The following is a 24,006-nucleotide window of genomic DNA, read 5'->3' as shown; positions in this document are numbered from 1 at the left end:
ATGGCCGAGAGCGAGAGTGGTCAGGACAAGACAGAAGACCCCACGGAGAAACGTAAAAAGGACTCCAGGGAAAAGGGTGAGATTGCACGCTCCAAAGAACTCAATACCGTTGCCACCATGATGGCCGGCGCCGGCGCCTTGCTGATCTACGGCGGTGGCTTGGCGCTGGACTTGCTGGAGCTGATGAAGCACAACTTCACTCTGCCTCGGGAGGTGTTGCTCAACCCCGATTCCATGGGCCTGTACCTGTTGCACTCGGGCAAGATCGCGCTGCTGGCGGTGCAGCCGATTCTGATTACGTTGCTGCTGGCCGCGCTGATTGGCCCGGTCGCCCTGGGCGGCTGGCTATTCGCCGCCAGCAGCATGGCGCCCAAGTTCAGCCGCATGAACCCGGGCGCCGGCCTCAAGCGCATGTTTTCCACCAAGGCCCTGGTGGAACTGCTCAAGGCCCTGGCCAAATTCATCCTGATTCTGTTCGTGGCGGTGACGGTGTTGTCGTCCGACATCGACGATCTGCTGCGCATCGCCCATGAACCGCTGGAGTCGGCGATCATTCACAGCCTGCAAGTGGTGGGCTGGAGCGCGTTGTGGATGTCCGCCGGGTTGATCATCATCGCGGCGGTGGACGCGCCGATCCAGTTGTGGGAAAGCCACAAGAAACTGCTGATGACCAAGCAGGAAGTGCGCGACGAACACAAGGACCAGGAAGGGCGCCCGGAGGTCAAGCAACGCATCCGCCAACTGCAGCGCGAAATGTCCCAGCGCAAGATGATGGCCTCGGTGCCCGACGCCGACGTGATCATCACCAACCCGACCCACTACGCCGTGGCCCTCAAGTACGACCCGGAGAAGGGCGGCGCGCCGATGCTGCTGGCCAAGGGCAGCGACTTTACCGCGCTGAAAATCCGCGAAATCGCCGTGGCCAACGACATCCTGCTGCTGGAATCCCCGGCACTGGCGCGCTCGATCTTCTACTCCACCGATCTGGACCAGGAAATCCCGGCCGGGTTGTACTTGGCGGTGGCCCAGGTGCTGGCCTACGTCTACCAGATCCGCCAATACCGGGCGGGCAAGGGCAAGCGGCCTGATCCGCTCAAGGACCTGCCCATCCCGCCGGATTTGCGTCGCGACTCCTGAACGCTGCGGCGCACTGTAGGAGCGAGCTTGCTCGCGAAAAACTCACCGTCGCCGCGTTTATCCTGACTCCCCGCGTTATCGTTACCCACCTTCGCGAGCAAGCTCGCTCCTACAGAGGTGTGCGCTCTACCTGTCAACTTTGACAGTAGCCAATACGCCGCCTTCACTGTTTGATACAGCGATGAGCCACGCAGCCATGCGCGGCTCGGGAGGCGGTGATGGACAGGGGCACGGTCAGGTGGTGCGATGCGGTCAAGGGCATTGGCTTCAAGGCTCTGGATCGCGATGGCAATGAGGTTGCCGTTCAGTCGACAGCCATTGAAAGCGTTGAATCCCCACAGGCGCCTCCCAGGCAGCGATCCTTGCGCACGCCTGAAAAGCCCTCGGATGCATGATCCGCCATATCGCCTGCCTACCACCCATCGTCGAACCACGTCTACCTGTCAACTTTGACAGTAGCCACGCGGGGTTTGACACGGTTTCATTTACACATCAGGACTGCGCGCATGTAGTACACGAGATGCAGGGAGAACGGTATTGAAGGTGGCGACGGGGACTGTCAGATACTACGTTTGGACCAGGGGCGATTGGTTGATCAAACCCGACTGCTGTGAAGAGGACGTGTTTATCAATGGGAAAGATTGGCGCGGCACTGCGCTGTGGTTTGGTAAGCGCGTGGAGTTTCAAATGGTCCACCGACCCGTGGGGATCTATGCGTTGCCCGTCAAGCCGTGCAACCCAGGTGAACCGGGTCTCAACTGACGTTGATCGTTCCCGCGCTCCCGCGTGGGAATGCATCCTGTGACGCTCTGCGTCACAACGTGCTCAGGGCTTGAGCCGTGCGCGGATGGCGGGACGCGGAGCGTCCCAGGCGGCATTCCCACGCAGAGCGTGGGGACCGCGTTATGCGCTGTTTGCGGTGCCCAACATTCCGCCGTCACCGTGCAAACGATCAGCCAGTAACTGCGCCAGTTCGATCAACTGCGCGACGCCAAGCAATTCCTCTCGTTTCGAGCCTTCCAGGTCAAAGGCCAGGTCGCAGCTCAGCGCATTGGCCGAGGCGAGGGTTTCGCTGAGGTTGACCAGCAGGTCTTCGCTGCTGATGCCGTCGGCTACGGTAAACAGCCGGATGGGGGGATTTGGGGTGGGTTTGATCACTGTGAATATCCTCGGTAAAGGTGGAGCTGCCACTGATCGCCGCGATGCGATGGAGGGTGGCAGCTGTGCGCAGGTTCGCGGACCGGTTACCAAGGAACCCGGCATACCCGAAGGTATCCCGCGCACAGCCACCATAAGGGCCGCACAGTAAACGACAAAAAATCGCTGACTGAAAGCGGACAATGGTGCTTCTGCGCATTGGTAAACCGGGCCGCGACGCCCGTCCGCTGCGTTTGCAGCGGTGTACGGAGACTAGAGAGCGGGTTTCCTAGGAGCAACCCCAAATCCTTGTCGGAAATTTCCTTGGCATTACCTGGCTGCACACAAAACCAAATGTGGGAGGGGGCTTGCCCCCGATCGCAGTGTGTCAGTCAACAAATCCATAGCTGATACCCCGCTATCGGGGGCAAGCCCCCTCCCACATTTGAATGGATTCAGGCCCGATGGCCTGGGGCGCTTGGCAGGTTGTCAGGGCCCGAAAGCAAAGTTGGAAGGCTTCTTGCAATACCGCTTCCAGGACGCCTCCCAGCGTCAAAACTTTGCTTCAAGGACACGAGGAATACCGGTGGTAGATCGCTCTCAAATGCTCAGTACGGCCCGTGGCACCCTGACTGACCTGTCGCGGGGCAATCTGGGTGTACCGTTGTTGTTGCTGGTGATGCTGGCAATGATGATGTTGCCGATGCCGCCATTCCTGCTCGATGTGTTCTTCACCTTCAACATCGCCCTGTCGGTGGTGGTGCTGCTGGTCTGTGTGTACGCCCTGCGGCCGCTGGATTTTGCGGTATTCCCCACCATTCTGCTGGTGGCGACCCTGCTGCGCCTGGCGCTGAACGTGGCGTCCACCCGTGTGGTAATGCTCCACGGCCAGGACGGCCACGCCGCCGCCGGTAAGGTGATCCAGGCCTTCGGTGAGGTGGTGATCGGCGGTAACTACGTGGTCGGTATCGTAGTGTTCGCGATCCTGATGATCATCAACTTCGTGGTGGTGACCAAGGGCGCCGGGCGGATTTCCGAGGTGAGTGCGCGGTTTACCCTCGATGCCATGCCTGGCAAACAAATGGCCATCGACGCCGACCTCAATGCCGGCCTGATCGACCAGAACCAGGCCAAGTCGCGCCGGGCCGAAGTCGCCCAGGAGGCCGAGTTCTACGGCTCCATGGACGGTGCCAGCAAGTTTGTGCGCGGCGACGCCATCGCCGGTCTGTTGATCCTGTTCATCAACCTGATCGGCGGCATGGCCGTGGGTATCTTCCAGCACGGCATGACCTTTGGCGATGCGGGCAAGGTATACGCTTTGCTGACCATCGGTGACGGTTTAGTGGCGCAATTGCCATCACTGTTGTTATCCACAGCCGCAGCGATCATGGTGACCCGTGCCTCGGGCTCCGAAGACATGGGCAAGCAGATCAGCCGCCAGATGTTCGCCTCGCCCAAGGCGCTGGCCGTGGCTGCCGGTATCATGGCCGTCATGGGCATCGTGCCGGGCATGCCCCACTTCTCGTTCCTGAGCATGGCGGCCCTGGCCGGCGGCGCAGCCTACCTGTTCTGGAAAAAGCAGAATGCAGTCAAGGTCCAGGCCCAGCAGGAAATCGCGCGCCAGCAGGAACTGCTGCCATCCCCGGCCCGCGCCCAGGAAACCAAGGAGCTGGGTTGGGACGACGTGACCCCGATCGACATGATCGGCCTGGAAGTCGGCTACCGCCTGATTCCGCTGGTGGACCGCAACCAGGGTGGCCAGTTGCTGGCGCGGATCAAGGGCGTGCGCAAGAAGCTGTCCCAGGACCTGGGCTTTTTGATGCCCACCGTGCATATCCGCGACAACCTCGACCTGGCCCCCAGCGCCTATCGCCTGACCTTGATGGGCGTGATCCTGGCCGAAGCCGAGATCTACCCGGACCGGGAGCTTGCGATCAACCCAGGCCAGGTGTTCGGTACGCTCAACGGCATTACCGCCAAAGATCCGGCTTTCGGCCTGGAAGCGGTGTGGATCGAAGTCAGCCAGCGCAGCCAGGCACAGTCCCTGGGTTACACCGTGGTCGACGCCAGCACCGTGGTCGCCACCCACCTCAACCAGATTCTTTACAAGCACTCCCACGAGCTGATCGGCCACGAGGAAGTCCAGCAATTGATGGGCTTGCTGGCCAAGGCCTCGCCAAAACTGGCCGAAGAGCTGGTGCCGGGCGTGCTGTCGCTGTCGCAGTTGCTCAAGGTGCTGCAGGCTTTGCTCGCCGAACAAGTGCCGGTGCGGGACATTCGCAGCATTGCCGAGGCCATCGCCAACAACGCCGCCAAGAGTCAAGATACTGCCGCGTTGGTGGCCTCGGTGCGCGTCGGTTTGTCCCGCGCAATCGTGCAAAGCATTGTAGGCGTTGAGTCTGAGCTGCCTGTTATCACCTTGGAGCCAAGGTTGGAACAGATATTGCTCAATAGTATTCAGAAGGCAGGGCAAGGCCAGGAAGAAGGGGTTTTGCTGGAGCCAAGCATGGCTGAAAAGCTGCAGCGTTCGTTGATCGAAGCCGCACAGCGTCAGGAAATGCAGGGCCAGCCGGTGATTCTGCTGGTGGCCGGTCCGGTTCGCGCGATGTTGTCGCGCTTCGGGCGCCTGGCAGTACCGAATTTGCACGTGTTGGCTTACCAGGAAATTCCTGACAATAAGCAAGTGACTATCGTCGCGACAGTAGGGCCCAACGGCTGAGGGTAGTGGGTTATGCAAGTGAAGCGTTTTTTCGCCGCCGATATGCGTCAGGCCATGAAGTTGGTCCGCGATGAGCTGGGCGCCGATGCCGCGATTATCGGTAACCGTCGTATTGCCGGCGGTGTCGAGCTGACGGCTGCCCTGGATTACACCCCCCAGGCCCTGGCGCCACGCGTGCCGAACATGGAGCTTGAAGACGAGCTGCGCAAGACCGCTTCGCGCATCGTCTCGGCCCAGGCCGAACTGAGCATGCGCGGCGACAGCGACGCCACCACCAATCGCCAGTTGTTCGCCGGCCTGCCGCTGACCGCCGCCGAGCCGCTGGTGGAACCCACGTTTGTCGAACCGCCCCGTCCCGCCGCGCCAGCCCCGGTCGCTGCGGTCGATCAGCGCGTGTTCGATTCGATGCGCTTTGAACTCAATGGCTTGCGCGAGCTGCTCGAAGTGCAGCTTGGCTCTTTAGCGTGGACGCAACTGCAGGGCAGCAAGCCGCAGCAGGCCAACCTGTGGCGTCGCCTGCAACGCATCGGCCTGTCCGGCCCGTTGTCCCGTGATCTGCTGGCGCTGACCGCCGAAGTCGAAGAGCCGCGCCAGGCCTGGCGCATGCTGCTGGCGCACCTGGCGCGCATGATCGCCACGCCGGAAATCGAACCCCTGGAAGAGGGCGGTGTGATCGCCATGGTCGGCCCTGCCGGCATGGGCAAGACCACCACCCTGGCCAAGCTGGCCGCCCGGTATGTGCTCAAGTACGGCGCGCAGAACATCGCGCTGGTGAGCATGGACAGCTATCGCATCGGCGCCCAGGAACAGCTCAAAACCCTGGGCCGCATCCTCAATGTGCCGGTGACCCACGTCGACCCGGGCCAGTCCCTGGCCAATGCCCTCGACCCGTTGCTGCGCAAGCGCGTGGTGTTGATCGATACGGCCGGCCTGCAAGCCAGCGATCCGGCCCTGCGCATGCAGCTCGAAAGCCTGGCCGGGCGTGGCATCAAGTCAAAAAATTACCTGGTGCTTGCAACCACCAGCCAGAAACAGGTTCTTACCGCTGCCTACCACAGCTATAAACGCTGCGGCCTGGCCGGTTGTATCCTGACCAAACTGGATGAAACCGCCAGCCTGGGCGAAGTATTGAGCCTGGCAATCAGTCATGAACTACCGGTCGCCTACCTGACCGACGGGCCGCGGATTCCGGATGATTTGCATCTGCCGCGCCGTCATCAGTTGGTCAGCCGTGCTGTCAGCGTGCAAATGCAAGACGAGCCTAGCGAGGAAGCGATGGCCGATATGTTCGCCGACCTTTATCACAACCCGGCAAAGCGGGTGGGATGAGGCAGGATGAACACCGTGAAATGTACCTACATCGATGGCCTGCAAGCGATACACGCGGCCAAGCCATGTAGCCTGCGTCTAAGCAAGACAAGGTAAAGAAATAAAATGGGCAGCATGCATCCCGTACAGGTGATCGCGGTGACCGGCGGCAAAGGTGGCGTCGGCAAAACTAACGTGTCAGTGAATTTGTCCCTGGCCCTGGCAGAGCTTGGCCGTCGCGTCATGCTGCTGGATGCTGACCTGGGCCTGGCGAACGTGGACGTTCTGCTGGGGCTGACACCCAAACACACGCTGGCCGATGTGATCGAAGGCCGCTGTGAGCTGCGCGATGTGCTGCTGCAGGGCCCCGGTGGTATCCGCATCGTGCCGGCCGCCTCGGGCACCCAGAGCATGGTGCACCTGAGCCCGGCGCAGCATGCCGGCCTGATCCAGGCCTTCAGCGATATCGGCGACAACCTCGACGTGCTGGTGATCGACACCGCCGCCGGGATCGGCGAGTCGGTGGTCAGCTTTGTGCGCGCAGCTCAGGAAGTGTTGCTGGTGGTGTGCGACGAGCCCACCTCGATCACCGACGCCTACGCCCTGATCAAACTGCTTAACCGTGACTACGGCATGAACCGCTTCCGCGTGCTGGCCAACATGGCCCAGAGCCCCCAGGAAGGACGCAACCTGTTCGCCAAGTTGACCAAGGTCACGGATCGTTTCCTCGATGTGGCTTTACAATACGTCGGCGCCGTTCCCTATGACGAGTGTGTGCGCAAGGCCGTGCAAAAGCAGCGTGCGGTCTACGAAGCGTTCCCTCGTTCGAAGTGCGCACTGGCGTTCAAGGCCATTGCCCAGAAGGTCGATACCTGGCCGCTGCCCGCCAACCCGCGGGGGCATCTGGAGTTTTTCGTTGAACGATTGGTGCATCAGACGAGCGCAGGACCGGTGCTATGACAGCGAACGGCTACAACGCCTACAAGAAATCCGCCCGTGACAGCCAGGGCGAGTTGATCGAGCGCTATGCGCCATTGGTCAAGCGCATTGCTTACCACCTGTTGGCACGCCTGCCCGCGAGCGTCCAGGTCGAAGACTTGATCCAGGCCGGCATGATCGGCCTGCTCGAAGTGTCGACCAAATATGACGCGAGCAAGGGCGCCAGTTTCGAGACGTACGCGGGTATCCGTATCCGTGGCGCGATGCTCGACGAGGTGCGCAAAGGAGACTGGGCGCCACGTTCGGTACACCGCAATACGCGCATGGTCAGTGACGCAATTCGCGCAATTGAAGCAAAAACTGGTCGTGACGCTAAAGATCATGAAGTTGCGGCCGAACTCCAATTGAGTCTCGACGATTATTACGGGATTTTGAACGATACCTTGGGCAGCCGCCTGTTCAGTTTCGACGACCTGTTGCAGGACGGCGAACACGAAGGGCTGCACGAGGACGGCGCGAGCGCGCATATGGAGCCGTCGCGCGATCTGGAAGATGAACGTTTCCAGGGCGCGTTGGCGGAGGCCATTGCCAATTTGCCGGAGCGCGAGCGCCTGGTGTTGGCGCTGTACTACGACGAAGAGCTGAACCTCAAGGAAATCGGTGAGGTCCTGGGGGTCAGCGAATCGCGTGTCAGCCAGTTGCATAGCCAGTGCGCGGCCCGCTTGCGGGGGCGGTTGGGAGAGTGGCGCGCGCGCTGACAGGCAGTGTGGGGACACTGCAGACGCTACCGCGAAGGTTTCGGCCTTTGCGGATTCGCTCCGTGGTGCCCTGGGCAGTCCTTTTTGTGTAACGCCTGTTGATTGAAGTGGCGTGTCCAGGTGCTGGGCGCGTTTAAGACTGCTTGGAGGTCGAATTGGACAAGAACATGAAAATCCTCATCGTTGATGACTTCTCAACGATGCGGCGGATCATAAAAAACCTGTTGCGTGACCTTGGGTTCACTAACACGGTCGAGGCGGATGACGGCATTACGGCGATTCCGATCCTCAACAGCGGCAGCATCGACTTTCTGGTAACCGACTGGAACATGCCGGGCATGACCGGCATCGACTTGCTGCGCCATGTGCGCGCCGATGAAAAGCTGCGCAGCCTGCCCGTGTTGATGGTGACCGCCGAAGCCAAGCGTGAACAGATCATCGAAGCCGCCCAGGCCGGGGTCAACGGTTACGTGGTCAAGCCATTCACAGCGTTGGCCTTGAAAGAGAAGATCGAAAAAATCTTCGAACGCATCCACGGCTAATGCCATCGCGGGGGAGCTATGGAGCATAACGAAACGTCACAGGGCGACTTTGAGTCGACCCTGAAAAAGCATGCTCACCAGTTGGTCGACAGCCTGGAAAAAGGCCAGTTCGCCGACGCGGTGCAGTTGATCCATGAGCTTAACCAGACCCGTGACCGCGGCCTGTACCAGGAGGTGGGCAAGCTCACACGCGAGCTGCACAGTGCGATCGTCAATTTCCAGATTGACCCGCGCATGCCCCAGGCCGAAGAAATTTCGCAGATCACCGATGCCACTGAACGCCTGTCCTATGTGGTCAGGCTGACCGAGGCGGCGGCCAACCGCACCATGGACCTGGTGGAAAACGCCACGCCCCTGGTCAACGGCATGGCCAGCGAAGCCCAGGCCTTGAGCCTGGATTGGGGCCGCTTCATGCGCCGCGAAGTGGGGGCTGAAGAGTTTCGTGAGCTGGCCCGTCGCGTCGACGGTTTTCTGTCGCGCAGCGAACAGGAAAACCGCACGGTGGCCAGCAACCTCAACGATATTCTGCTGGCCCAGGATTACCAGGACCTCACAGGCCAGGTGATCAAGCGGGTGACCCAACTGGTCACCGAAGTGGAAAGCAACCTGCTCAAACTGGTGCTCATGGCCGGCCAGGTCGACCGTTTTGCCGGCATCGAACATGACCGCGAAGCGATCCTCTCGGAAAAAGATCCACAAAAACATCTCGCCAAGGGTGAAGGTCCGCAGATTCATGCCGATAAACGTGAAGACGTCGTATCCGGTCAAGATGACGTAGACGATTTGCTGTCCAGTTTAGGCTTCTAAGGAGCACCCACATGAGCTTCGGCGCCGATGAAGAAATCCTTCAGGATTTCCTTGTAGAGGCCGGCGAAATTTTAGAGCAACTGTCCGAACAACTGGTTGAGCTGGAAAGCCGCCCGGATGATGCGAACCTGCTCAATGCAATTTTTCGCGGTTTTCACACTGTAAAAGGGGGCGCCGGCTTCCTCCAGCTCCATGAGCTGGTGGAGTGCTGCCACATCGCCGAGAACGTCTTCGACATCCTGCGCAAGGGTGAGCGCAAGGTTGACTCGGAATTGATGGACGTGATTCTCGAAGCACTGGATGCGGTCAACGGCATGTTCAGTGAAGTGCGCGAACGTGCGCCGATCACGGCCGCCACTCCGGAACTGCTGGCCGCCCTGGCGCGCCTGGCTGAACCGGCTGCCGAAGCGCCTGCGGTGCAAGCCGAGCCTGAGCCGGTGGTGCAAGCCGAAGCGGATGTGACCGACAGCGAGTTCGAGCAACTGCTCGACTCGCTCAATGCGGTCAAGGCCGAGGCTGAGGCACCGGCTGCAGCAGCGCCGGTCGCTACGCCGACCAGCGAAGACATTACCGACGCCGAATTCGAATCCCTGCTCGACCAATTGCATGGCAAAGGCCAGTTCGCGGCAGACGCCGTGGCCCCGGTGGCACCGCCTGCGGCGGCGCCCGCCAATGCCAGCACCGATATCACCGACGATGAATTCGAGGCATTGCTCGACCAACTGCATGGCAAAGGCACGTTTGTCGCCGAAGCCTTGCCGCAAGTCGCGGCCACCGCCACCGCGCCAGCTGCTCCGGCCGTCAAGGCGGAACCGGCTGAACCGGCCGGCGACGGGCTGATCTCCGACAACGAATTCGAAGCATTGCTCGACGAGTTGCACGGCAAGGGCAAGTTCACAGAAGTGGCCGCGGCCGCTCCTGCCGCCGCAGCGGTCGCTACGCCCGCACCGGTTGCCGCCAAAGCCGCGGCGCCGGCTGCCAAGCCCGCGCCAGCAGCGGCTGCGGCGCCAGCTCCGGCGCGTGCTGCCCCGGCGCCGGTCGCGGACAAACCTGCCAGTGAAGCCGAAACCACCGTGCGCGTGGACACCGCGCGCCTGGACGACATCATGAACATGGTCGGCGAACTGGTACTGGTGCGTAACCGCCTGGTGCGCCTGGGTCTGAACAGTGGCGACGAAGCCATGCAGAAGGCCGTGTCGAACCTCGACGTGGTCACCGCCGATCTGCAGACCGCCGTGATGAAAACGCGGATGCAGCCGATCAAGAAAGTCTTCGGCCGCTTTCCGCGCCTGGTTCGCGACCTGGCGCGCCAGCTCAAGAAAGAAATCACCCTGGAGCTGGTGGGCGAAGAAACCGACCTCGACAAAAACCTCGTCGAGGCCCTGGCCGACCCGCTGGTCCACTTGGTGCGCAACGCCGTCGACCACGGCGTGGAAACCCCGGAAGAACGCGAAGCCTCGGGCAAGCCACGCAATGGCAAGGTGATCCTGGCGGCGGAGCAAGAGGGCGACCACATCCTGTTGTCGATCACCGACGACGGCAAAGGCATGGACCCGACCATCTTGCGCAATATCGCGGTCAAGCGCGGCGTGATGGACAAGGACGCCGCCGACCGCCTGACCGACACCGAGTGCTACAACCTGATCTTCGCGCCGGGTTTCTCGACCAAGACCGAGATTTCCGACGTGTCCGGGCGTGGCGTCGGCATGGACGTGGTGAAGACCAAGATCAGCCAGCTCAACGGCTCGATCAATATCTACTCGACCAAGGGCCAGGGCTCCAAGATCGTCATCAAGGTGCCGTTGACCCTGGCGATCATGCCGACCCTGATGGTGATGCTGGGCAACCAGGCGTTTGCCTTCCCGCTGGTCAACGTCAACGAGATCTTCCACCTCGACCTGTCGCGCACCAACGTGGTGGACGGCCAGGAAGTGGTGATCGTGCGCGACAAGGCCTTGCCGCTGTTCTACCTCAAGCGCTGGCTGGTGGCGTCGGCCAAGCATGAAGAGCAGCGCGAGGGCCATGTGGTGATTCTGTCGGTGGGCACCCAGCGCATCGGCTTTGTGGTCGATCAACTGGTGGGCCAGGAAGAAGTGGTGATCAAGCCTTTGGGCAAGATGCTGCAGGGCACCCCGGGCATGTCGGGTGCCACCATCACCGGTGACGGTCGCATCGCGCTGATTCTCGATGTTCCGAGCATGCTCAAGCGTTACGCCGCACGGCGTATTTGATTCTGGCGGGGCAGGGCGCGCGAGTGCCCGCCCCGTCTAACGGAGTGTTTATGGCAGTCAAGGTCCTGGTGGTGGACGATTCGGGTTTCTTCCGCCGCCGCGTCTCGGAGATTCTTTCCGCCGATCCAACGATCCAGGTAGTCGGCACGGCCACCAACGGCAAAGAGGCGATCGAACAAGCCATTGCGTTGAAGCCGGACGTGATCACCATGGACTACGAAATGCCGATGATGGATGGCATCACGGCCGTGCGTCATATCATGCAACGTTGCCCGACACCGGTATTGATGTTCTCCTCGCTGACCCACGAAGGCGCCCGGGTGACCCTGGATGCGCTGGATGCAGGCGCGGTGGATTTCCTGCCGAAGAATTTCGAAGACATCTCGCGCAACCCCGAGAAGGTCAAGCAGATGCTGTGCGAGAAAGTGCACAGCATTTCACGCAGTAACCGTCGCAGCCTGTTCAGCGCGCCAGCCCCTGCGCCGACGCCTGCACCCGTAGCTGCAGCCGCGCCGGCGTCGTCGTTCAACCGCCCCGCGCCGGCACCGGCACCGGCAGCGCGTATCGCGCCGGCAGCCCCCAGTCGTGCCGCGGCACCGAGCGCCCATTCGCCCGCGCCCAAGCGCAAGGCCTACAAGCTGGTCGCCATCGGCACGTCCACCGGCGGCCCGGTCGCCCTGCAGCGGGTATTGACCCAACTGCCGGCCAACTTCCCGGCGCCGATCGTGCTGGTGCAACACATGCCCGCCGCGTTCACCAAGGCCTTCGCCGAGCGCCTGGACAAGCTGTGCCGCATCAGCGTCAAGGAAGCCGAGGACGGCGACATCCTGCGCCCTGGCCTGGCGCTGCTGGCGCCGGGCGGCAAGCAGATGATGGTGGACGGCCGTGGTGCGATCAAGATCCTGCCGGGCGACGAGCGCCTCAACTACAAGCCGTGCGTGGATATCACCTTCGGTTCGGCGGCCAAGTCCTACGGCGACAAAGTTCTGGCGGTGGTGCTCACCGGCATGGGCGCCGATGGCCGTGAGGGCGCGCGCCTGCTCAAGCAGGGCGGCAGCGCCATCTGGGCCCAGGACGAAGCCAGCTGCGTGATCTATGGCATGCCCATGGCCATCGTCAAGGCTGACCTGGCCGACGCGATCTACAGCCTGGACGACATCGGCAAGCATCTGGTGGAGGCCTGCCTCTGATGGATGTCTTGAGCCTGATCGGCATCACTCTGGCGTTTGTCGCCATCATCGGCGGCAACTACTTGGAAGGCGGCCACCTCGGCGCCCTGGCCAACGGCCCGGCGGCGCTGATCGTCATCGGCGGCACCGTGGGCGCGGCGTTGCTGCAGTCGCCCCTGAGCTCGTTCAAGCGCGCCATGCAGATCCTGGTCTGGATCATTTTTCCGCCACGGGTCGACATGCCAGGCGGCATCGACCGCGTGGTCAACTGGAGCCTCACCGCCCGCAAGGAAGGCTTGCTGGGCCTGGAAGGCGTGGCCGATGCCGAACCCGACAGCTACGCCCGCAAGGGCTTGCAACTGCTGGTGGACGGCGCCGAACCGGAGGCGATCCGCAGCATCCTCGAGGTGGATTTCTACACCCAGGAAAGCCGTGACATCAATGCGGCCAAAGTGTTTGAAAGCATGGGCGGTTACGCGCCGACCATCGGCATCATCGGCGCGGTGATGGGCCTGATCCACGTGATGGGCAACCTGGCCGACCCTTCGCAACTGGGCAGCGGCATTGCCGTGGCGTTTGTCGCCACCATCTATGGCGTGGCGAGCGCCAACCTGGTGTTGCTGCCGGTGGCGAGCAAGCTCAAGTCGATTGCCATGCGCCAGTCCCGTTACCGCGAAATGCTGCTCGAAGGCATCCTGTCGATCGCCGAGGGCGAAAACCCGCGCTCCATCGAACTGAAGCTCCAGGGCTTCTCGGATTGATGGGTATGAACCTTGTAGGAGCGAGCTTGCTCGCGAAAATCGTCAACGATAACGCGGGTATCCTGGATAAACGCGTTGCTCTCGGGTTTTTCGCGAGCAAGCTCGCTCCTACAGTGGGGCGGGTGTGTGGAGGGGGGTGCCTGTGAGCCGTCGCCGTCGCGAGCCTGAAGAACACGTCAACCATGAACGCTGGCTGGTGTCCTACGCGGACTTCATCACCCTGCTGTTTGCATTTTTCGTGGTGATGTACTCGATCTCGTCGATCAACGAAGGCAAGTACAAGATCATTTCCCAGGCATTGGTCGGGGTGTTCAACGATTCCGAGCGCGCGCTCAAGCCGATTCCCATTGGCGAAGAACGGCCCAGGACGGTGACGCCGGCCAAGCCACTGGTCAACGACAGCGATGAAACCGCCGCCGGCATCGGCGGCACCAGCGACCCGCTCAAAAGCATCGCCGACGATATCAGCGCCGCCTTCGGTGACCTGATCAGGTCCAACCAGATGACCGTACGCGGCAATGAGTTGTGGGTGGAGATCGAGCTCAATTCCAGCCTGTTGTTCGCCAGCGCCGATGCGTTGCCGAGCGACCAGGCCTTCACCATCATCGACAAGGTGGCGGCGATCCTCAGGCCGTTTGAAAACCCGATTCACGTCGAAGGCTTTACCGACAATGTGCCGATCAGCACCGCGCAGTACCCGACCAACTGGGAACTGTCCTCGGCGCGCGCGGCGAGCATCGTGCGCATGCTCGCGATGCAGGGGGTCAACCCCCAGCGCCTGGCGTCGGTGGGCTATGGTGAGTTCCAGCCGGTGGCCAATAACGCCACGGCCGAAGGCCGCGGGCGCAACCGGCGCGTGGTGCTGGTGGTGTCACGTAACCTGGATGTACGCCGCAGCCTGACCGGCACCGGCACGGCGAATGCAACACCGGATGCCGCGTTGAGGCGTGCTGGCACACAAACTGCACCGGCCCCTGCAAAGTCGCCGGTGCGGACAAGCTCCGTCAATTCTCCGTCACCGGCTCAATAACCCATGCAATGTCTCGGTCGCGCCTGTGCCCGCCGGGAGGAATCAACCGAATGAGAGTCTGGGCAGTTGCCAATCAAAAGGGTGGAGTCGGCAAGACCACCACGTCCATCGCTTTAGCCGGCTTGCTGGCCGAGGCAGGCAAGCGCGTGGTCGTGGTCGACCTGGACCCCCACGGCTCCATGACCAGCTATTTCGGCTACGACCCGGATGCGCTGGAACACAGTTGCTACGACCTGTTCCTGCACAAGGGCAGCGTGCCGAGCGACTTGCCCCGGCAACTGCTGCTGCCCACCAGCAGTGACAGTATTTCGCTGTTGCCGTCCAGCACCGCCCTGGCCACCCTTGAGCGCCAGTCGCCGGGCCAGAGCGGCCTGGGCCTGGTGATCGCCAAGACCCTGGCGCAACTGTGGCAGGACTTCGACTACGCGATCATCGACAGCCCGCCGTTGCTCGGCGTGCTGATGGTCAATGCGTTGGCGGCCAGCCAGCAGTTGGTGATCCCGGTACAGACCGAGCACCTGGCCGTCAAAGGCCTGGAGCGCATGGTCAGCACCCTGGCGATGATCAACCGTTCGCGCAAACAGGCGCTGCCGTACAGCATCGTGCCGACCTTGTTCGACCGGCGTACCCAGGCGTCTCTCGGCACCCTGCGCGTGCTGCGCGATGGCTACCCGGACAGCATCTGGAATGGCTACATCCCGGTGGACACGCGCCTGCGCGACGCCAGCCGCGCCGGGCTTACGCCGTCGCAGTTCGACGGCAAGAGCCGTGGCGTACTGGCGTATCGGGCGTTGCTCAAGCACCTGCTGTCCCAGCAACTTGTGGCGCAGGTGGCGTGATGAATCGTCCCGTTCAATACAAGACGCGGCCGCAACTGGCACTGGAATCCTACCTGGATGCCTTGCTGCAGGACGCGACCGCCGAAGAACTGCCGGAACCGATCCTGGTGCCGGAGCCGGTCATTGAGGTCGAAGCGGCGCTGGATGAGTTCCAGTTGGCGGTGCTCGAGGAGCAGGCCCGCGATGCCCGGGTCGAGGCGCTGCCCGTGGTGCTGCCGATCACGCCTGAGGTGGTGGCGCCGGTGGTGGTCGAGCCGATCGTGCAAGTGCACCTGCCGCCGAGCATCACGCCGCCGCCGGTGACCGGTGACGGTCGCCCGTCCTGGGCCGCCGAGCCGTTCGAGTGCCTGCTGTTCGACGTCGCCGGCTTGACCCTGGCGGTGCCGCTGGTGTGCCTGGGCTCGATCTATTCCCTGGAAGGTCAGGAGCTGACCCCACTGTTCGGGCAGCCGGAGTGGTTTCTCGGCATCCTGCCCAGCCAGGCCGGCAATCTCAAGGTGCTGGATACTGCGCGTTGGGTGATGCCCGACCGCTACCGTGACGACTTTCAACAGGGCCTGCAGTACGTGATCTCCGTGCAGGGTTACGAGTGGGGGCTGGCGGTGCATCAAGTCAGCCGCTCGTTGCGCCTGGATCCGAACGAAATCAAATGGCGCAGCCACCGTGGCCAACGGCCGTGGTTGGCGGGCACCGTGATCGAACACATGTGCGCATTGCTCGACGTCGCCGAACTGGCCGAGTTGATCGCCAGTGGCGCAGTCAAGACGATGGCGCAGAACAAACGCAGTTGATTGGACAATAAAGGTCGTGCGGTTGCGCGGCCCATTAGCACACACGCCGTCGATAGCGGCATTTGAGGGGTCAGAAAGATGAACAAGTCAGCGTCCGCACAAGGTTTGGATGATCCGATCCTGCAATGGGTGACCTTCAAACTGGACAACGAGTCCTACGGCATTAACGTGATGCGCGTGCAGGAAGTGCTGCGCTACACCGAGATCGCCCCGGTACCGGGTGCGCCGAGCTACGTGCTGGGCATCATCAACCTGCGCGGCAACGTGGTGACGGTGATCGACACGCGCCAGCGCTTCGGCCTGGCACCGACCGATGTCAACGACAACACGCGCATCGTCATCATCGAAGCCGACAAGCAAGTGGTCGGGATCATGGTCGACAGCGTCGCCGAAGTGGTCTACCTGCGCCAGTCGGAAGTGGAAACCGCGCCGAACGTGGGCAACGAAGAATCCGCCAAGTTTATCCAGGGCGTGTGCAACAAGAACAACGAGCTGTTGATTCTGGTTGAGCTGGACAAAATGATGAGCGAGGAAGAGTGGTCGGAACTGGAGAGCATCTGATTGTTCCTTGAGGCGGCGGTGATTGTCCTGGCCCTGTTATGGGCCGGGACCTTGGCATTCCTGCTGCGCTACATGCGCCAGCAACGCGAGTTGGCCCTGCAACAGGCCGAGCGCGATGCGGTGCGTGACCGGCGCATTCTGGAGCTGGTCAAACGCGTCGATCATTTCCAGCAGACGGTGGTGCGGGTCGGCGATGAGGTGCATGAACTGCGCGCGATTCTCGGGCCGTTGCCGGACAAGTTGGTGCAGTTGGAACAGCGCGATCCTTCGAACCTGTCATTTGCCCAGGCCGCCAAGCTGGTGGGCATGGGCGCGACCGTGGATGAGTTGACCCAGTCGTGCGGGTTGACCCAGGCCGAGGCGCAGTTGATGAGCAAGTTGCACAAGAGCTGAGCCTGTTTGGCCGACAGGCACCGGCCAGGCATCACACGCGCACCCATTGCGTCTTGCCCGCCAATGCCAGTCCTGTCGCTAGCTCACCCTCGAGTCGGTGGTGCGGTGTTCAGCCAGGGTGCGTTCAAGGATGACAACCTGGTCCGGATCCAGGCCAAAGCGTTCGCGGTGTTTGAGCGTCCGTTCGAGTGTGTCCAACCCCGCAGCGCCGTGGCGTTTCAAGTAGGCGTTAACGTAGGCCTGCGAATCTGCAAGAAATACAATGTCGAAATCCACCATCTCCCTGACCACCAGTAGCGGTATGGGCGAGGTCAGTGGCCGGAACTCCGAATTCCTGAGGCCAGGTTTTTTGCAGGTGGAATAGAACTCGCCAAGCATTAGACCCGCGTCAAGAAAGGCGGGCTTCAACATGGCGTGAAACTCGTCGACTTTATGTTCCGGATGAATATCAGGAAAGACGGCGACAATAGTCTTGAATTGGGTTTTATCACCTTCTGTCGGCGCTGCCCGGTTGAAGTGGTCAATTAACGACAGCATGTCTTCGCATACGGCCTGGTCGCAACGGTCGCGCGTCGCCAGTTCGGTCAGCCAGAACGTTTCTCGTTTTATCGCGTTGGGCGTCCAGGGACAGACTACGCCGGGGCGTCCGATGTCCGCGCTGGGCTTGCACAGGTATTCACTGGACCAGCGTGCGATGTGCTGCAAAGGGCTGAGTGTTGAGTCGTCCTCATGCGCTGAGTTGATCAAGTTGGCAATGGGGATCAGTTCGAGGGGTGTCGAGTGATTTGTATGTTGGGGTTCTATCTTCATCATGTTCGCCGCTCGTTTTGGTTGAAGTCTGGAGAGGTGCGTGCACGATGAGGTTGAGGGAGTGCGGCCACGGTACGAAGGTGCAATGTCCTGGGGCCGTGTACGAAATCTTTGAGCCCAGAGTAAGGTCGTCACTAATTTCCAATCCCCAGTGACTTTTTCCTGCTGTTTCAGGGTCAACATCCTTCAAGCACCTTTGAACCAGGAGACTCCCCCATGACAACCCCCAAGGCCCTGTTAATCCTCCACGGCAAGCAAGCCCTCAACGAGGACGTGCGCAGCGCCGTGCAGGCCAGGCGCAAGCAGGGTTGGGAGCTGGCGGTACGGGTGACGTGGGAGGGCGGCGATGCGCTGCGCCTGGTCAACGAGGCATTGGAAAACGGCTATACCCATATCATCGCCGGCGGTGGCGACGGCACCTTGCGCGATGTCGCCGAAGCGATGGCGCAAGCCGGCACCGACGCCAGCCTGGTGTTGATGCCCCTGGGCACCGCCAACGACTTCGCCAAAGCCGCCGGCGTGCCGCTGGAGCCGGCCGGCGCCCTGGCGTTGCTGGATGTCGAGCCAAGGGCAATCGACCTCGGCCAGGTCGGCGGGCAGATCTTCCTGAACATGGCCACCGGCGGTTTCGGCAGCCAGGTCACTGCCAACACCTCCGAAGACCTGAAGAAAGTCCTCGGCGGCGCCGCTTACCTGTTCACCGGCTTATCGCGCTTCAGTGAATTGAAGGCCGCCTACGGTGAGCTGGAAGGCCCGGATTTCCACTGGAAAGGCGAGCTGCTCGCGCTGGGCATCGGCAACGGGCGCCAGGCCGGCGGCGGGCATGTGCTGTGCCCCGGCGCACTGGCCGATGACGGGTTGCTCGACATAAGCATCTTGCCGGCGCCCCAGGAAGTGGTGGGCACCCTGCGCGAATTGATGAGCAACGGCTGGGGCCTGGACACCATGTTCGTGCGCGCTCGTCTGCCGTGGGTCAATATCAAGGGCGCGCAAGGCTTGTACATCAACCTCGATGGCGAGCCGCTGGAAGGCGACGACCTGCATTTCGAAGCCTTGCCCAAGGCCCTGCGGGTGCACCTGCCGCTGGGGTCGCCCCTAGTCGTCCAGGCTGATGATCTGCTCGCGCACCGCGAATAACACCAGGCCCGCCACGTCGAAAATCTGCAGGCGCTTCATGATTTGTGAGCGATGCGCCTCTACGGTCTTGATGCTCAAACCCAAGCCGTGGGCGATTTCCCGAGTGGACTTGCCGCGCACGATCAGGCGCAGGATTTCCAACTGCCGCGCCGTCAGGTTGTGGCTATGGGGGACGGGCGAGGCCGGACCGTGGCTGCGGGTCAGCGCCTGGTTGATCACGGTGTGGGCGATGGCCGGGCTCAGGTAGCGCTCGTTGTTGCGCAGGGCCCGCAGGGCGTGTTCCAACTCGTTGCCGGTCATGTCTTTGAGCAGGTAACCGTGAGCGCCCGACTCCAGCGCGCGCATGATCAAGTCGGGCTCGGTGTGCATCGACAGGATCAGCACTTTGCTCTTGGGGTAGGCACCCTTGAGTTGCTGCAGGGCGTCGAGGCCGCCGGTGTGTTTCATTGACAGGTCCAGCAGCACGATATCCGGTTGAAGGGCGCGAAACTGCTCAAGCAATTGCGCGCCATCGCTGGCTTCGCCAATCACATCATAGCCGGGAATATCCAGGATCAGCGCACGAACGCCGGCACGAATCAGCGCGTGGTCATCCACCAGGAGCAGGTTGCAGGTCACCGGGCAACCTCAGGCGCGCTGGCCCGTTCGAGTGCGCGTGGCGCCCAGGGAAACAATGCGTCGATCCGCGTGCCTTTGCCTGGCCGACTGCTGACGGACAAGGTGCCCCCCAGTTGATCCAGTCGCTCGTACATGCCCGCCATGCCGCGCTGGCCCTCCCTGCCTGGATCAACAGCGGGCGAAAAGCCCACGCCGTCATCGCAGATCATCAGCGACAGGCCTTCGGGCAGGCGTTGCAGGCGCACCAGCACGTTGTGCGCCTGGGCGTGACGGAGCATGTTGGTCACCGCTTCCTGGGTGATACGAAACGCTGCCACGGCCATTTCTTCAGGGATCCCTGCCAGGCGCTGCTGGCATTCCAGGCTCCAGCAGACCTGGGTGTTTTCCAGGGTCTTGAGCAGGTGCGCGCGCAAGCTTGCTTCCAGGCCCAGGCTGGCCAACTGGCGCGGGTTGAGGATGGCGGACACGTCGCGCACCTTGGCCAGGGTTTCGTTGAGAGTATTGCACAGCGCCGTGCATTGATCCTGCAGCTCTGGCGGCAGGCGACGCTGCAGCCATTCGCTTTGCAGCTTGGCGGCGGTCAGCAGTTGGCCGATGTCGTCATGCAGCTCGCGGCTGAGGCGATGGCGTTCGTTTTCCTGTACCTGCAACAGGCGATCGGCCAATTCCTGCGGCTGGAACTTGATGGATTTGCGCGAACGCCATTGGTGCAGGCCCACCACCGCCAACGTGGCCAGGTTGAGCAGCAGGATCAATAGCGACAAGGGTGAGGCGTGCAGGTACGCCCATGCGCTGGCAGACAACGAACACAGGCACAATGCGAGGATGATGCGGCGTGCAGTGCTGCGCGACACAGACCTTGAGAACAGTGGCTTGAGATTGGCGTACATAACGGATGAAGCCACTGAGGGTTCGCTGCGGGGAGACCGGTTGGCCGGGCTCGGTTTGGAATACGCTGCCGGATCGTTTTTAAACATGATGAAGTTGAGTTACTTCGAGTGGGGCATAGTACCACCCCTGTTACCGCTGGTCGCCTGATTGGTTTATGGCCCACGCAAATACTCTGGGTGGTATTCCCAGAGTTAAAAAGTGGAAGTTGTATTATTAAAGTTGGTTTGTGTCGCTTTTGGATAAGCGGTTATCAAATACGACCTGCAGAAAGCTTAGGCCCCGTGATGCAACCGTCGCTGCGGGTCATGACTGAACTCCTTTTGCGGAATCTGCAAGGCCACTGTCGCAATCAACGCTGTCTGCTCACTCTCGTCCAGGGGCAGTTCACCGGTGCGCGTGTCGATCAGCTCCAGTTGCCAGGCCAGCAGCGTCAGGCAGTCATGCAACGCATCCAATGCCTGATCATGCAGTTGCATGGGGCTCCGGGCGTTGGCAATGAGCGCTTGAAGGCGCCCCGAGAAATCACTGATCGCCTGCAGCGCCAGCTTGTCGGCCTTTTCAGCCAGCTTGGCCAGGCTGGTTTTCATGCAGTCGATGGCGTCGCTGTCATCACGGATCAAATGCAGATGGTTCAGGCACTCTTGCGACTTGACCAGCAGCTTTTCGGCCTCCAGCAGAAACTCGGGAAGTGCCGTTTGCCATTCGTTCGCGCTATTCATCATGCATGTCTCCGCAACTCAAGCTCGGGTGATGAGATATCGCACCGGGTGAATGGCTTAAAGCTAGCGCTGAAATAGGATTGAGGCTTGTAGGCTGCTTCCGATATTCCCGTAGGATGTTTATTGAAATGCCCACGAAAGTCGTGCGTAACCCCTGTTGAGCGGGATGACACGACTTCAGTTGCCGATACGTGAGTGCCGGGAAGGCCCGCTGGCCTATGGCTTGGGATGGCAAACAAAAGCCTGACTCCATTCATGCAATGAGAATGGCGTCACATTAATGGCTATTAGATATTGCGAATATCAGGTCGGGCCTGATTGCGCATAGGGGAATCCCCTATGCAGTGGAACCGAGCGTCGAATCGAGTGTCGCGCAAGGCGGCGACACAGCTGTGCAAGAGGGCTGATGCAGTAAACCATGATGTCAGTGTGACATCAATGTGTTTACATGGCATTTTACCAGGGTCAAGGTCTGGCGTTTGGCGCCGATAACTTGCGTATATGAACTGCACTCTCTCAGAACAACACTCTCAGAACTGCACCCACAGCGTGAAACCCACGTGCACACCAGGAGCTCTCAATGGCCGGCATTCTCGACACGGTAGATCAACGCACGCAATTGGTGGGTGAGAATCGCCTGGAAATTCTCATGTTCCGCTTGTTCGGGCGGCAGCTGTTCGCGATCAATGTGTTCAAGGTGCAGGAAGTGCTGCAACTGCCCAAGCTGACCCTGATGCCCCAGCGTCATCCCTTTGTGTGTGGTGTGGTCAACCTGCGCGGCCAGACCTTGCCGGTGATCGACCTGTCCCAGGCGATCGGCATGCGCCCGCTGGTGCCAGGTCCCAACAGCACCATCATCGTCACCGAGTACAACCGCTCGGTGCAGGCCTTCCTGGTGGGCGGCGTCGACCGCATCGTCAACATGAACTGGGAAGCCATCCTGCCGCCGCCGGCCAGTGCCGGTCGCCAGCATTACCTCACCGCCATCAGCAAGGTCGACGACCAGTTGGTGGAAATCATCGATGTGGAAAAAGTCCTCGCTGAAATCGTGCCCTACAACGCCAAGGTCTCCCGGGAAAAACTCGAAGACCCGGTGCTGGAACGCGCCCGTGGCCGCGAAGTGCTGCTGGTGGACGACTCCAACGTGGCGCTCTCGCAATTGCGTGACACCCTCGGCCAGTTGGGCGTGAAGATGCACATCGCCAGCGACGGCCTCAAGGCGCTGAACATGCTCAAGGCCTGGGCCGACAGCGGCCAGGTGATGACCGACAAGCTGCTGATGATCTTCACCGACGCCGAAATGCCCGAGATGGATGGCTACCGCCTCACCACCGAAATCCGCAACGACCCGCGCCTGCGTGGCCTCTATGTGGTGCTGCACACCTCGCTTTCGGGCAGCTTCAACGAGTCGATGGTGAAGAAGGTCGGCTGCGACAATTTCCTCTCCAAGTTCCAGCCCGACAAACTGGTGGATGTGGTGCGTGAGCGACTGATGCTGGACGAAGTGCCCGCCTGACCTTAGGGTATGACCCTTTGTTTCCCAGGAAAGCAGGCTCATGCTCCGTCTCAGCGCGTTGTACCGTTACCCCTTGAAGTCCGGTAAGGCCGAAGTCCTGCAGCAGATTGGCCTGGACAAGCTCGGGCTGGAAGGGGATCGCCGCTGGATGCTGGTGGACGAAGCCAGCGGGCGATTCCTCACGCAACGCGCCGTGGCGAAGATGAGCCAGTTGACGGCCCTGTGGAACCCGGCGGGCGGCCTGACCCTCAGCTCGCCGGGCCATGGGACACTGGACGTGGCACTGCCCGGCGCCGACGCGTTGCGCGGTGTGACCATCTGGCACGACACCCTGCGCGTGCCGGACGCGGGCGATGCGGCGGCGGCCTGGGTCAGCGCCTTCATCGGTAAACCGACGCGCCTGGTGCATATGCCCGTGGACCGCGCCCGCTTCACCCAGCATGGTTTCGGCGAGGATAGCGATCAGGTGGGCTTTGCCGACGGTTACCCCTTGCTACTGATCGGCCAGGCTTCCCTGGACGATATGTGCGCCCGCATCGGCCGGCCGATGGAGATGCTGCGCTTTCGTCCCAACCTGGTCATCGAAGGCGGCGCGGCCTTCGCCGAGGATGGCTGGAAACGCTTGCGCATCGGCGAGGTGGAGTTTCGCGTGGTCAAGCCCTGTTCGCGTTGCATCCTCACCACCATCGACCCGCAGACCGGCGAGCGCAGCCCGGACCGCGAGCCGTTCGCGACGCTCCAGGCCTATCGCAGCACCGAGCAGGGCGCGATGTTCGGCCAGAACCTGGTCAACGATGGGGTTGGGCAGTTGGAAGTCGGCATGCCGGTGACGGTGCTGGAATGAAAAAAGCCCGTCTCGCAGGAGACGGGCTTTTTTTGGCGCCGGTTAGCGTTCAGCTGCGGTATTCGCACAGGTAGGCGGTGTCTTCGGCGACCTTCAACTGGAACTTGCTGTTGGCGGGCACGTTGAACTGGCTGCCGGCAGCGAAGGTTTCCCATTCGGCATCAGGCAGTTTGACGACCAGGGCGCCGGAGATTACGTGCATGATTTCACGCTGGGCAGTGCCGAATTCGTATTCACCCGGGGCCATGACGCCGATGGTGGCCGGACCTTCCTTGGTGCCGAAAGCGATCGACTTGACGGTGCCGTCGAAGTATTCGTTGACTTTGAACATGGGTGAATCCTCGGAAAA

At 61.5% G+C, this 24,006-nt stretch carries 24 protein-coding genes; 18 read left to right on the top strand and 6 right to left on the bottom strand.

All coding sequences use genetic code 11. From position 1 onward, the window contains the following. The gene (gene flhB / locus BOP93_RS18745) at positions 1-1,137 is read left to right on the top strand and encodes a flagellar biosynthesis protein FlhB (RefSeq protein WP_104504126.1); all 1,137 of its coding nucleotides are present in this window, start codon (positions 1-3) and stop codon (positions 1,135-1,137) included. Positions 1,138-2,040: 903 nt separating this feature from the next. Here flhB and BOP93_RS18730 read toward each other — a convergent pair. After that, positions 2,041-2,295: a DUF6124 family protein gene (locus tag BOP93_RS18730; protein ID WP_104504120.1), complete on the bottom strand. Its 255-nt coding sequence runs from the start codon at positions 2,293-2,295 to the stop codon at positions 2,041-2,043. A gap of 583 nt (positions 2,296-2,878) precedes the next feature. Between BOP93_RS18730 and flhA the strand changes: the two genes are divergently transcribed. From flhA to BOP93_RS18660, 14 genes are all read left to right on the top strand, one after another. Further along, the gene (gene flhA, locus BOP93_RS18725; protein ID WP_104504118.1) at positions 2,879-4,993 is read left to right on the top strand and encodes a flagellar biosynthesis protein FlhA; all 2,115 of its coding nucleotides are present in this window, start codon (positions 2,879-2,881) and stop codon (positions 4,991-4,993) included. Between the two features lie 12 nt (positions 4,994-5,005). Next, positions 5,006-6,322, top strand: coding sequence for a flagellar biosynthesis protein FlhF (gene flhF, locus BOP93_RS18720; RefSeq protein WP_104504116.1), 1,317 nt, complete (start codon positions 5,006-5,008; stop codon positions 6,320-6,322). 105 nt (positions 6,323-6,427) lie between these two features. Further along, on the top strand, positions 6,428-7,261 hold the full coding sequence (fleN, locus tag BOP93_RS18715) for a flagellar synthesis regulator FleN (protein ID WP_003192912.1): 834 nt from the start codon (positions 6,428-6,430) through the stop codon (positions 7,259-7,261). Further along, a complete protein-coding gene (gene fliA, locus BOP93_RS18710) occupies positions 7,258-7,998 on the top strand; it encodes an RNA polymerase sigma factor FliA (RefSeq protein ID WP_049712165.1) in 741 nt (246 codons plus the stop codon). The genes fleN and fliA overlap by 4 nt, the downstream gene beginning before the upstream one ends. Positions 7,999-8,165: 167 nt before the next feature. Beyond that, positions 8,166-8,540: a chemotaxis response regulator CheY gene (locus tag BOP93_RS18705; RefSeq protein WP_015885173.1), complete on the top strand. Its 375-nt coding sequence runs from the start codon at positions 8,166-8,168 to the stop codon at positions 8,538-8,540. 18 nt (positions 8,541-8,558) lie between these two features. After that, positions 8,559-9,347, top strand: coding sequence for a protein phosphatase CheZ (locus BOP93_RS18700; RefSeq protein ID WP_057721361.1), 789 nt, complete (start codon positions 8,559-8,561; stop codon positions 9,345-9,347). Between the two features lie 11 nt (positions 9,348-9,358). Further along, positions 9,359-11,578 carry a chemotaxis protein CheA gene (locus tag BOP93_RS18695; RefSeq protein WP_104504114.1) on the top strand — a complete coding sequence of 740 codons (2,220 nt, stop codon included), beginning with the start codon at positions 9,359-9,361 and terminating at the stop codon, positions 11,576-11,578. Between the two features lie 50 nt (positions 11,579-11,628). Continuing rightward, entirely contained in the window at positions 11,629-12,768 is a 1,140-nt protein-coding gene (locus tag BOP93_RS18690) for a protein-glutamate methylesterase/protein-glutamine glutaminase (protein ID WP_104504112.1), read from the top strand. Beyond that, complete coding sequence (locus BOP93_RS18685) at positions 12,768-13,508, top strand: flagellar motor protein (RefSeq protein WP_057721364.1); 741 nt, start codon at positions 12,768-12,770, stop codon at positions 13,506-13,508. The genes BOP93_RS18690 and BOP93_RS18685 overlap by 1 nt, the downstream gene beginning before the upstream one ends. A 142-nt stretch (positions 13,509-13,650) precedes the next feature. Beyond that, a complete protein-coding gene (gene motD, locus BOP93_RS18680) occupies positions 13,651-14,538 on the top strand; it encodes a flagellar motor protein MotD (protein WP_104504110.1) in 888 nt (295 codons plus the stop codon). A 50-nt stretch (positions 14,539-14,588) separates the two neighbouring features. Next, entirely contained in the window at positions 14,589-15,377 is a 789-nt protein-coding gene (locus BOP93_RS18675; RefSeq protein WP_065888353.1) for a ParA family protein, read from the top strand. After that, positions 15,377-16,168, top strand: coding sequence for a CheW domain-containing protein (locus BOP93_RS18670; protein ID WP_065888354.1), 792 nt, complete (start codon positions 15,377-15,379; stop codon positions 16,166-16,168). Before BOP93_RS18675 ends, BOP93_RS18670 begins: the two co-directional genes overlap by 1 nt. Positions 16,169-16,246: 78 nt before the next feature. Beyond that, positions 16,247-16,729, top strand: a complete 483-nt coding sequence (locus BOP93_RS18665; protein ID WP_057721368.1) for a chemotaxis protein CheW — start codon at positions 16,247-16,249, stop codon at positions 16,727-16,729. Then, positions 16,730-17,122, top strand: a complete 393-nt coding sequence (locus tag BOP93_RS18660; protein WP_104504108.1) for a DUF2802 domain-containing protein — start codon at positions 16,730-16,732, stop codon at positions 17,120-17,122. A 78-nt stretch (positions 17,123-17,200) separates the two neighbouring features. Here the strand turns inward: BOP93_RS18660 and BOP93_RS18655 are convergent, their stop codons facing one another. After that, the gene (locus BOP93_RS18655; protein WP_104504106.1) at positions 17,201-17,935 is read right to left on the bottom strand and encodes a DUF6875 domain-containing protein; all 735 of its coding nucleotides are present in this window, start codon (positions 17,933-17,935) and stop codon (positions 17,201-17,203) included. A 213-nt stretch (positions 17,936-18,148) separates the two neighbouring features. Here BOP93_RS18655 and yegS point away from each other — a divergent pair, with 213 nt between their 5' ends. Further along, positions 18,149-19,069 carry a lipid kinase YegS gene (gene yegS, locus BOP93_RS18650; protein ID WP_104504104.1) on the top strand — a complete coding sequence of 307 codons (921 nt, stop codon included), beginning with the start codon at positions 18,149-18,151 and terminating at the stop codon, positions 19,067-19,069. On the opposite strand, the gene BOP93_RS18645 is transcribed toward yegS, so the two are convergent. The 3 genes from BOP93_RS18645 to BOP93_RS18635 form a co-directional block, all read right to left on the bottom strand. After that, positions 19,028-19,687, bottom strand: coding sequence for a response regulator transcription factor (locus BOP93_RS18645; RefSeq protein WP_104504102.1), 660 nt, complete (start codon positions 19,685-19,687; stop codon positions 19,028-19,030). The genes yegS and BOP93_RS18645 overlap by 42 nt on opposite strands. Continuing rightward, positions 19,684-20,577: a sensor histidine kinase gene (locus BOP93_RS18640; protein ID WP_104504100.1), complete on the bottom strand. Its 894-nt coding sequence runs from the start codon at positions 20,575-20,577 to the stop codon at positions 19,684-19,686. Before BOP93_RS18640 ends, BOP93_RS18645 begins: the two co-directional genes overlap by 4 nt. Before the next feature lie 273 nt (positions 20,578-20,850). Further along, positions 20,851-21,300 (bottom strand): hypothetical protein, encoded by a 450-nt coding sequence (locus tag BOP93_RS18635; RefSeq protein WP_205885768.1) that lies wholly within the window; start codon positions 21,298-21,300, stop codon positions 20,851-20,853. A 577-nt stretch (positions 21,301-21,877) separates the two neighbouring features. Here BOP93_RS18635 and BOP93_RS18630 point away from each other — a divergent pair. Together BOP93_RS18630 and BOP93_RS18625 are read left to right on the top strand one after the other, a co-directional pair. Beyond that, on the top strand, positions 21,878-22,813 hold the full coding sequence (locus tag BOP93_RS18630) for a chemotaxis protein CheV (protein WP_065888359.1): 936 nt from the start codon (positions 21,878-21,880) through the stop codon (positions 22,811-22,813). A gap of 40 nt (positions 22,814-22,853) precedes the next feature. Then, positions 22,854-23,657, top strand: coding sequence for an MOSC domain-containing protein (locus BOP93_RS18625; protein ID WP_104504098.1), 804 nt, complete (start codon positions 22,854-22,856; stop codon positions 23,655-23,657). A gap of 49 nt (positions 23,658-23,706) precedes the next feature. Here BOP93_RS18625 and BOP93_RS18620 read toward each other — a convergent pair whose 3' ends face one another. After that, entirely contained in the window at positions 23,707-23,988 is a 282-nt protein-coding gene (locus BOP93_RS18620; RefSeq protein ID WP_104504096.1) for a pyrimidine/purine nucleoside phosphorylase, read from the bottom strand. Positions 23,989-24,006 lie beyond the last annotated feature (18 nt).

The sequence above is a fragment of the Pseudomonas orientalis genome (genome assembly GCF_002934065.1).
In the GTDB taxonomy this organism is placed as follows: Bacteria; Pseudomonadota; Gammaproteobacteria; order Pseudomonadales; family Pseudomonadaceae; genus Aquipseudomonas; species Aquipseudomonas orientalis_A.
Note: the sequence above shows the minus strand (reverse complement) of the source record. Positions and strands in the feature narration are given on the sequence as shown.

Excerpts from the sequence above, each read along its gene's own strand:
- BOP93_RS18705 (WP_015885173.1), top strand. The coding sequence starts at position 8,166 with ATGAAAATCCTCATCGTTGATGACTTCTCAACGATGCGGCGGATCATA.
- BOP93_RS18695 (WP_104504114.1), top strand. The coding sequence starts at position 9,359 with ATGAGCTTCGGCGCCGATGAAGAAATCCTTCAGGATTTCCTTGTAGAG.
- BOP93_RS18685 (WP_057721364.1), top strand. The coding sequence starts at position 12,768 with ATGGATGTCTTGAGCCTGATCGGCATCACTCTGGCGTTTGTCGCCATC.
- fleN (WP_003192912.1), top strand. The coding sequence starts at position 6,428 with ATGGGCAGCATGCATCCCGTACAGGTGATCGCGGTGACCGGCGGCAAA.
- BOP93_RS18625 (WP_104504098.1), top strand. The coding sequence starts at position 22,854 with ATGCTCCGTCTCAGCGCGTTGTACCGTTACCCCTTGAAGTCCGGTAAG.
- BOP93_RS18655 (WP_104504106.1), bottom strand. The coding sequence starts at position 17,935 with ATGATGAAGATAGAACCCCAACATACAAATCACTCGACACCCCTCGAA.
- BOP93_RS18620 (WP_104504096.1), bottom strand. The coding sequence starts at position 23,988 with ATGTTCAAAGTCAACGAATACTTCGACGGCACCGTCAAGTCGATCGCT.
- BOP93_RS18630 (WP_065888359.1), top strand. The coding sequence starts at position 21,878 with ATGGCCGGCATTCTCGACACGGTAGATCAACGCACGCAATTGGTGGGT.
- BOP93_RS18670 (WP_065888354.1), top strand. The coding sequence starts at position 15,377 with ATGAATCGTCCCGTTCAATACAAGACGCGGCCGCAACTGGCACTGGAA.
- BOP93_RS18640 (WP_104504100.1), bottom strand. The coding sequence starts at position 20,577 with ATGTACGCCAATCTCAAGCCACTGTTCTCAAGGTCTGTGTCGCGCAGC.
- yegS (WP_104504104.1), top strand. The coding sequence starts at position 18,149 with ATGACAACCCCCAAGGCCCTGTTAATCCTCCACGGCAAGCAAGCCCTC.
- flhA (WP_104504118.1), top strand. The coding sequence starts at position 2,879 with ATGCTCAGTACGGCCCGTGGCACCCTGACTGACCTGTCGCGGGGCAAT.
- fliA (WP_049712165.1), top strand. The coding sequence starts at position 7,258 with ATGACAGCGAACGGCTACAACGCCTACAAGAAATCCGCCCGTGACAGC.
- BOP93_RS18675 (WP_065888353.1), top strand. The coding sequence starts at position 14,589 with ATGAGAGTCTGGGCAGTTGCCAATCAAAAGGGTGGAGTCGGCAAGACC.
- flhB (WP_104504126.1), top strand. The coding sequence starts at position 1 with ATGGCCGAGAGCGAGAGTGGTCAGGACAAGACAGAAGACCCCACGGAG.
- BOP93_RS18635 (WP_205885768.1), bottom strand. The coding sequence starts at position 21,300 with ATGATGAATAGCGCGAACGAATGGCAAACGGCACTTCCCGAGTTTCTG.
- flhF (WP_104504116.1), top strand. The coding sequence starts at position 5,006 with ATGCAAGTGAAGCGTTTTTTCGCCGCCGATATGCGTCAGGCCATGAAG.
- BOP93_RS18700 (WP_057721361.1), top strand. The coding sequence starts at position 8,559 with ATGGAGCATAACGAAACGTCACAGGGCGACTTTGAGTCGACCCTGAAA.
- BOP93_RS18690 (WP_104504112.1), top strand. The coding sequence starts at position 11,629 with ATGGCAGTCAAGGTCCTGGTGGTGGACGATTCGGGTTTCTTCCGCCGC.
- BOP93_RS18665 (WP_057721368.1), top strand. The coding sequence starts at position 16,247 with ATGAACAAGTCAGCGTCCGCACAAGGTTTGGATGATCCGATCCTGCAA.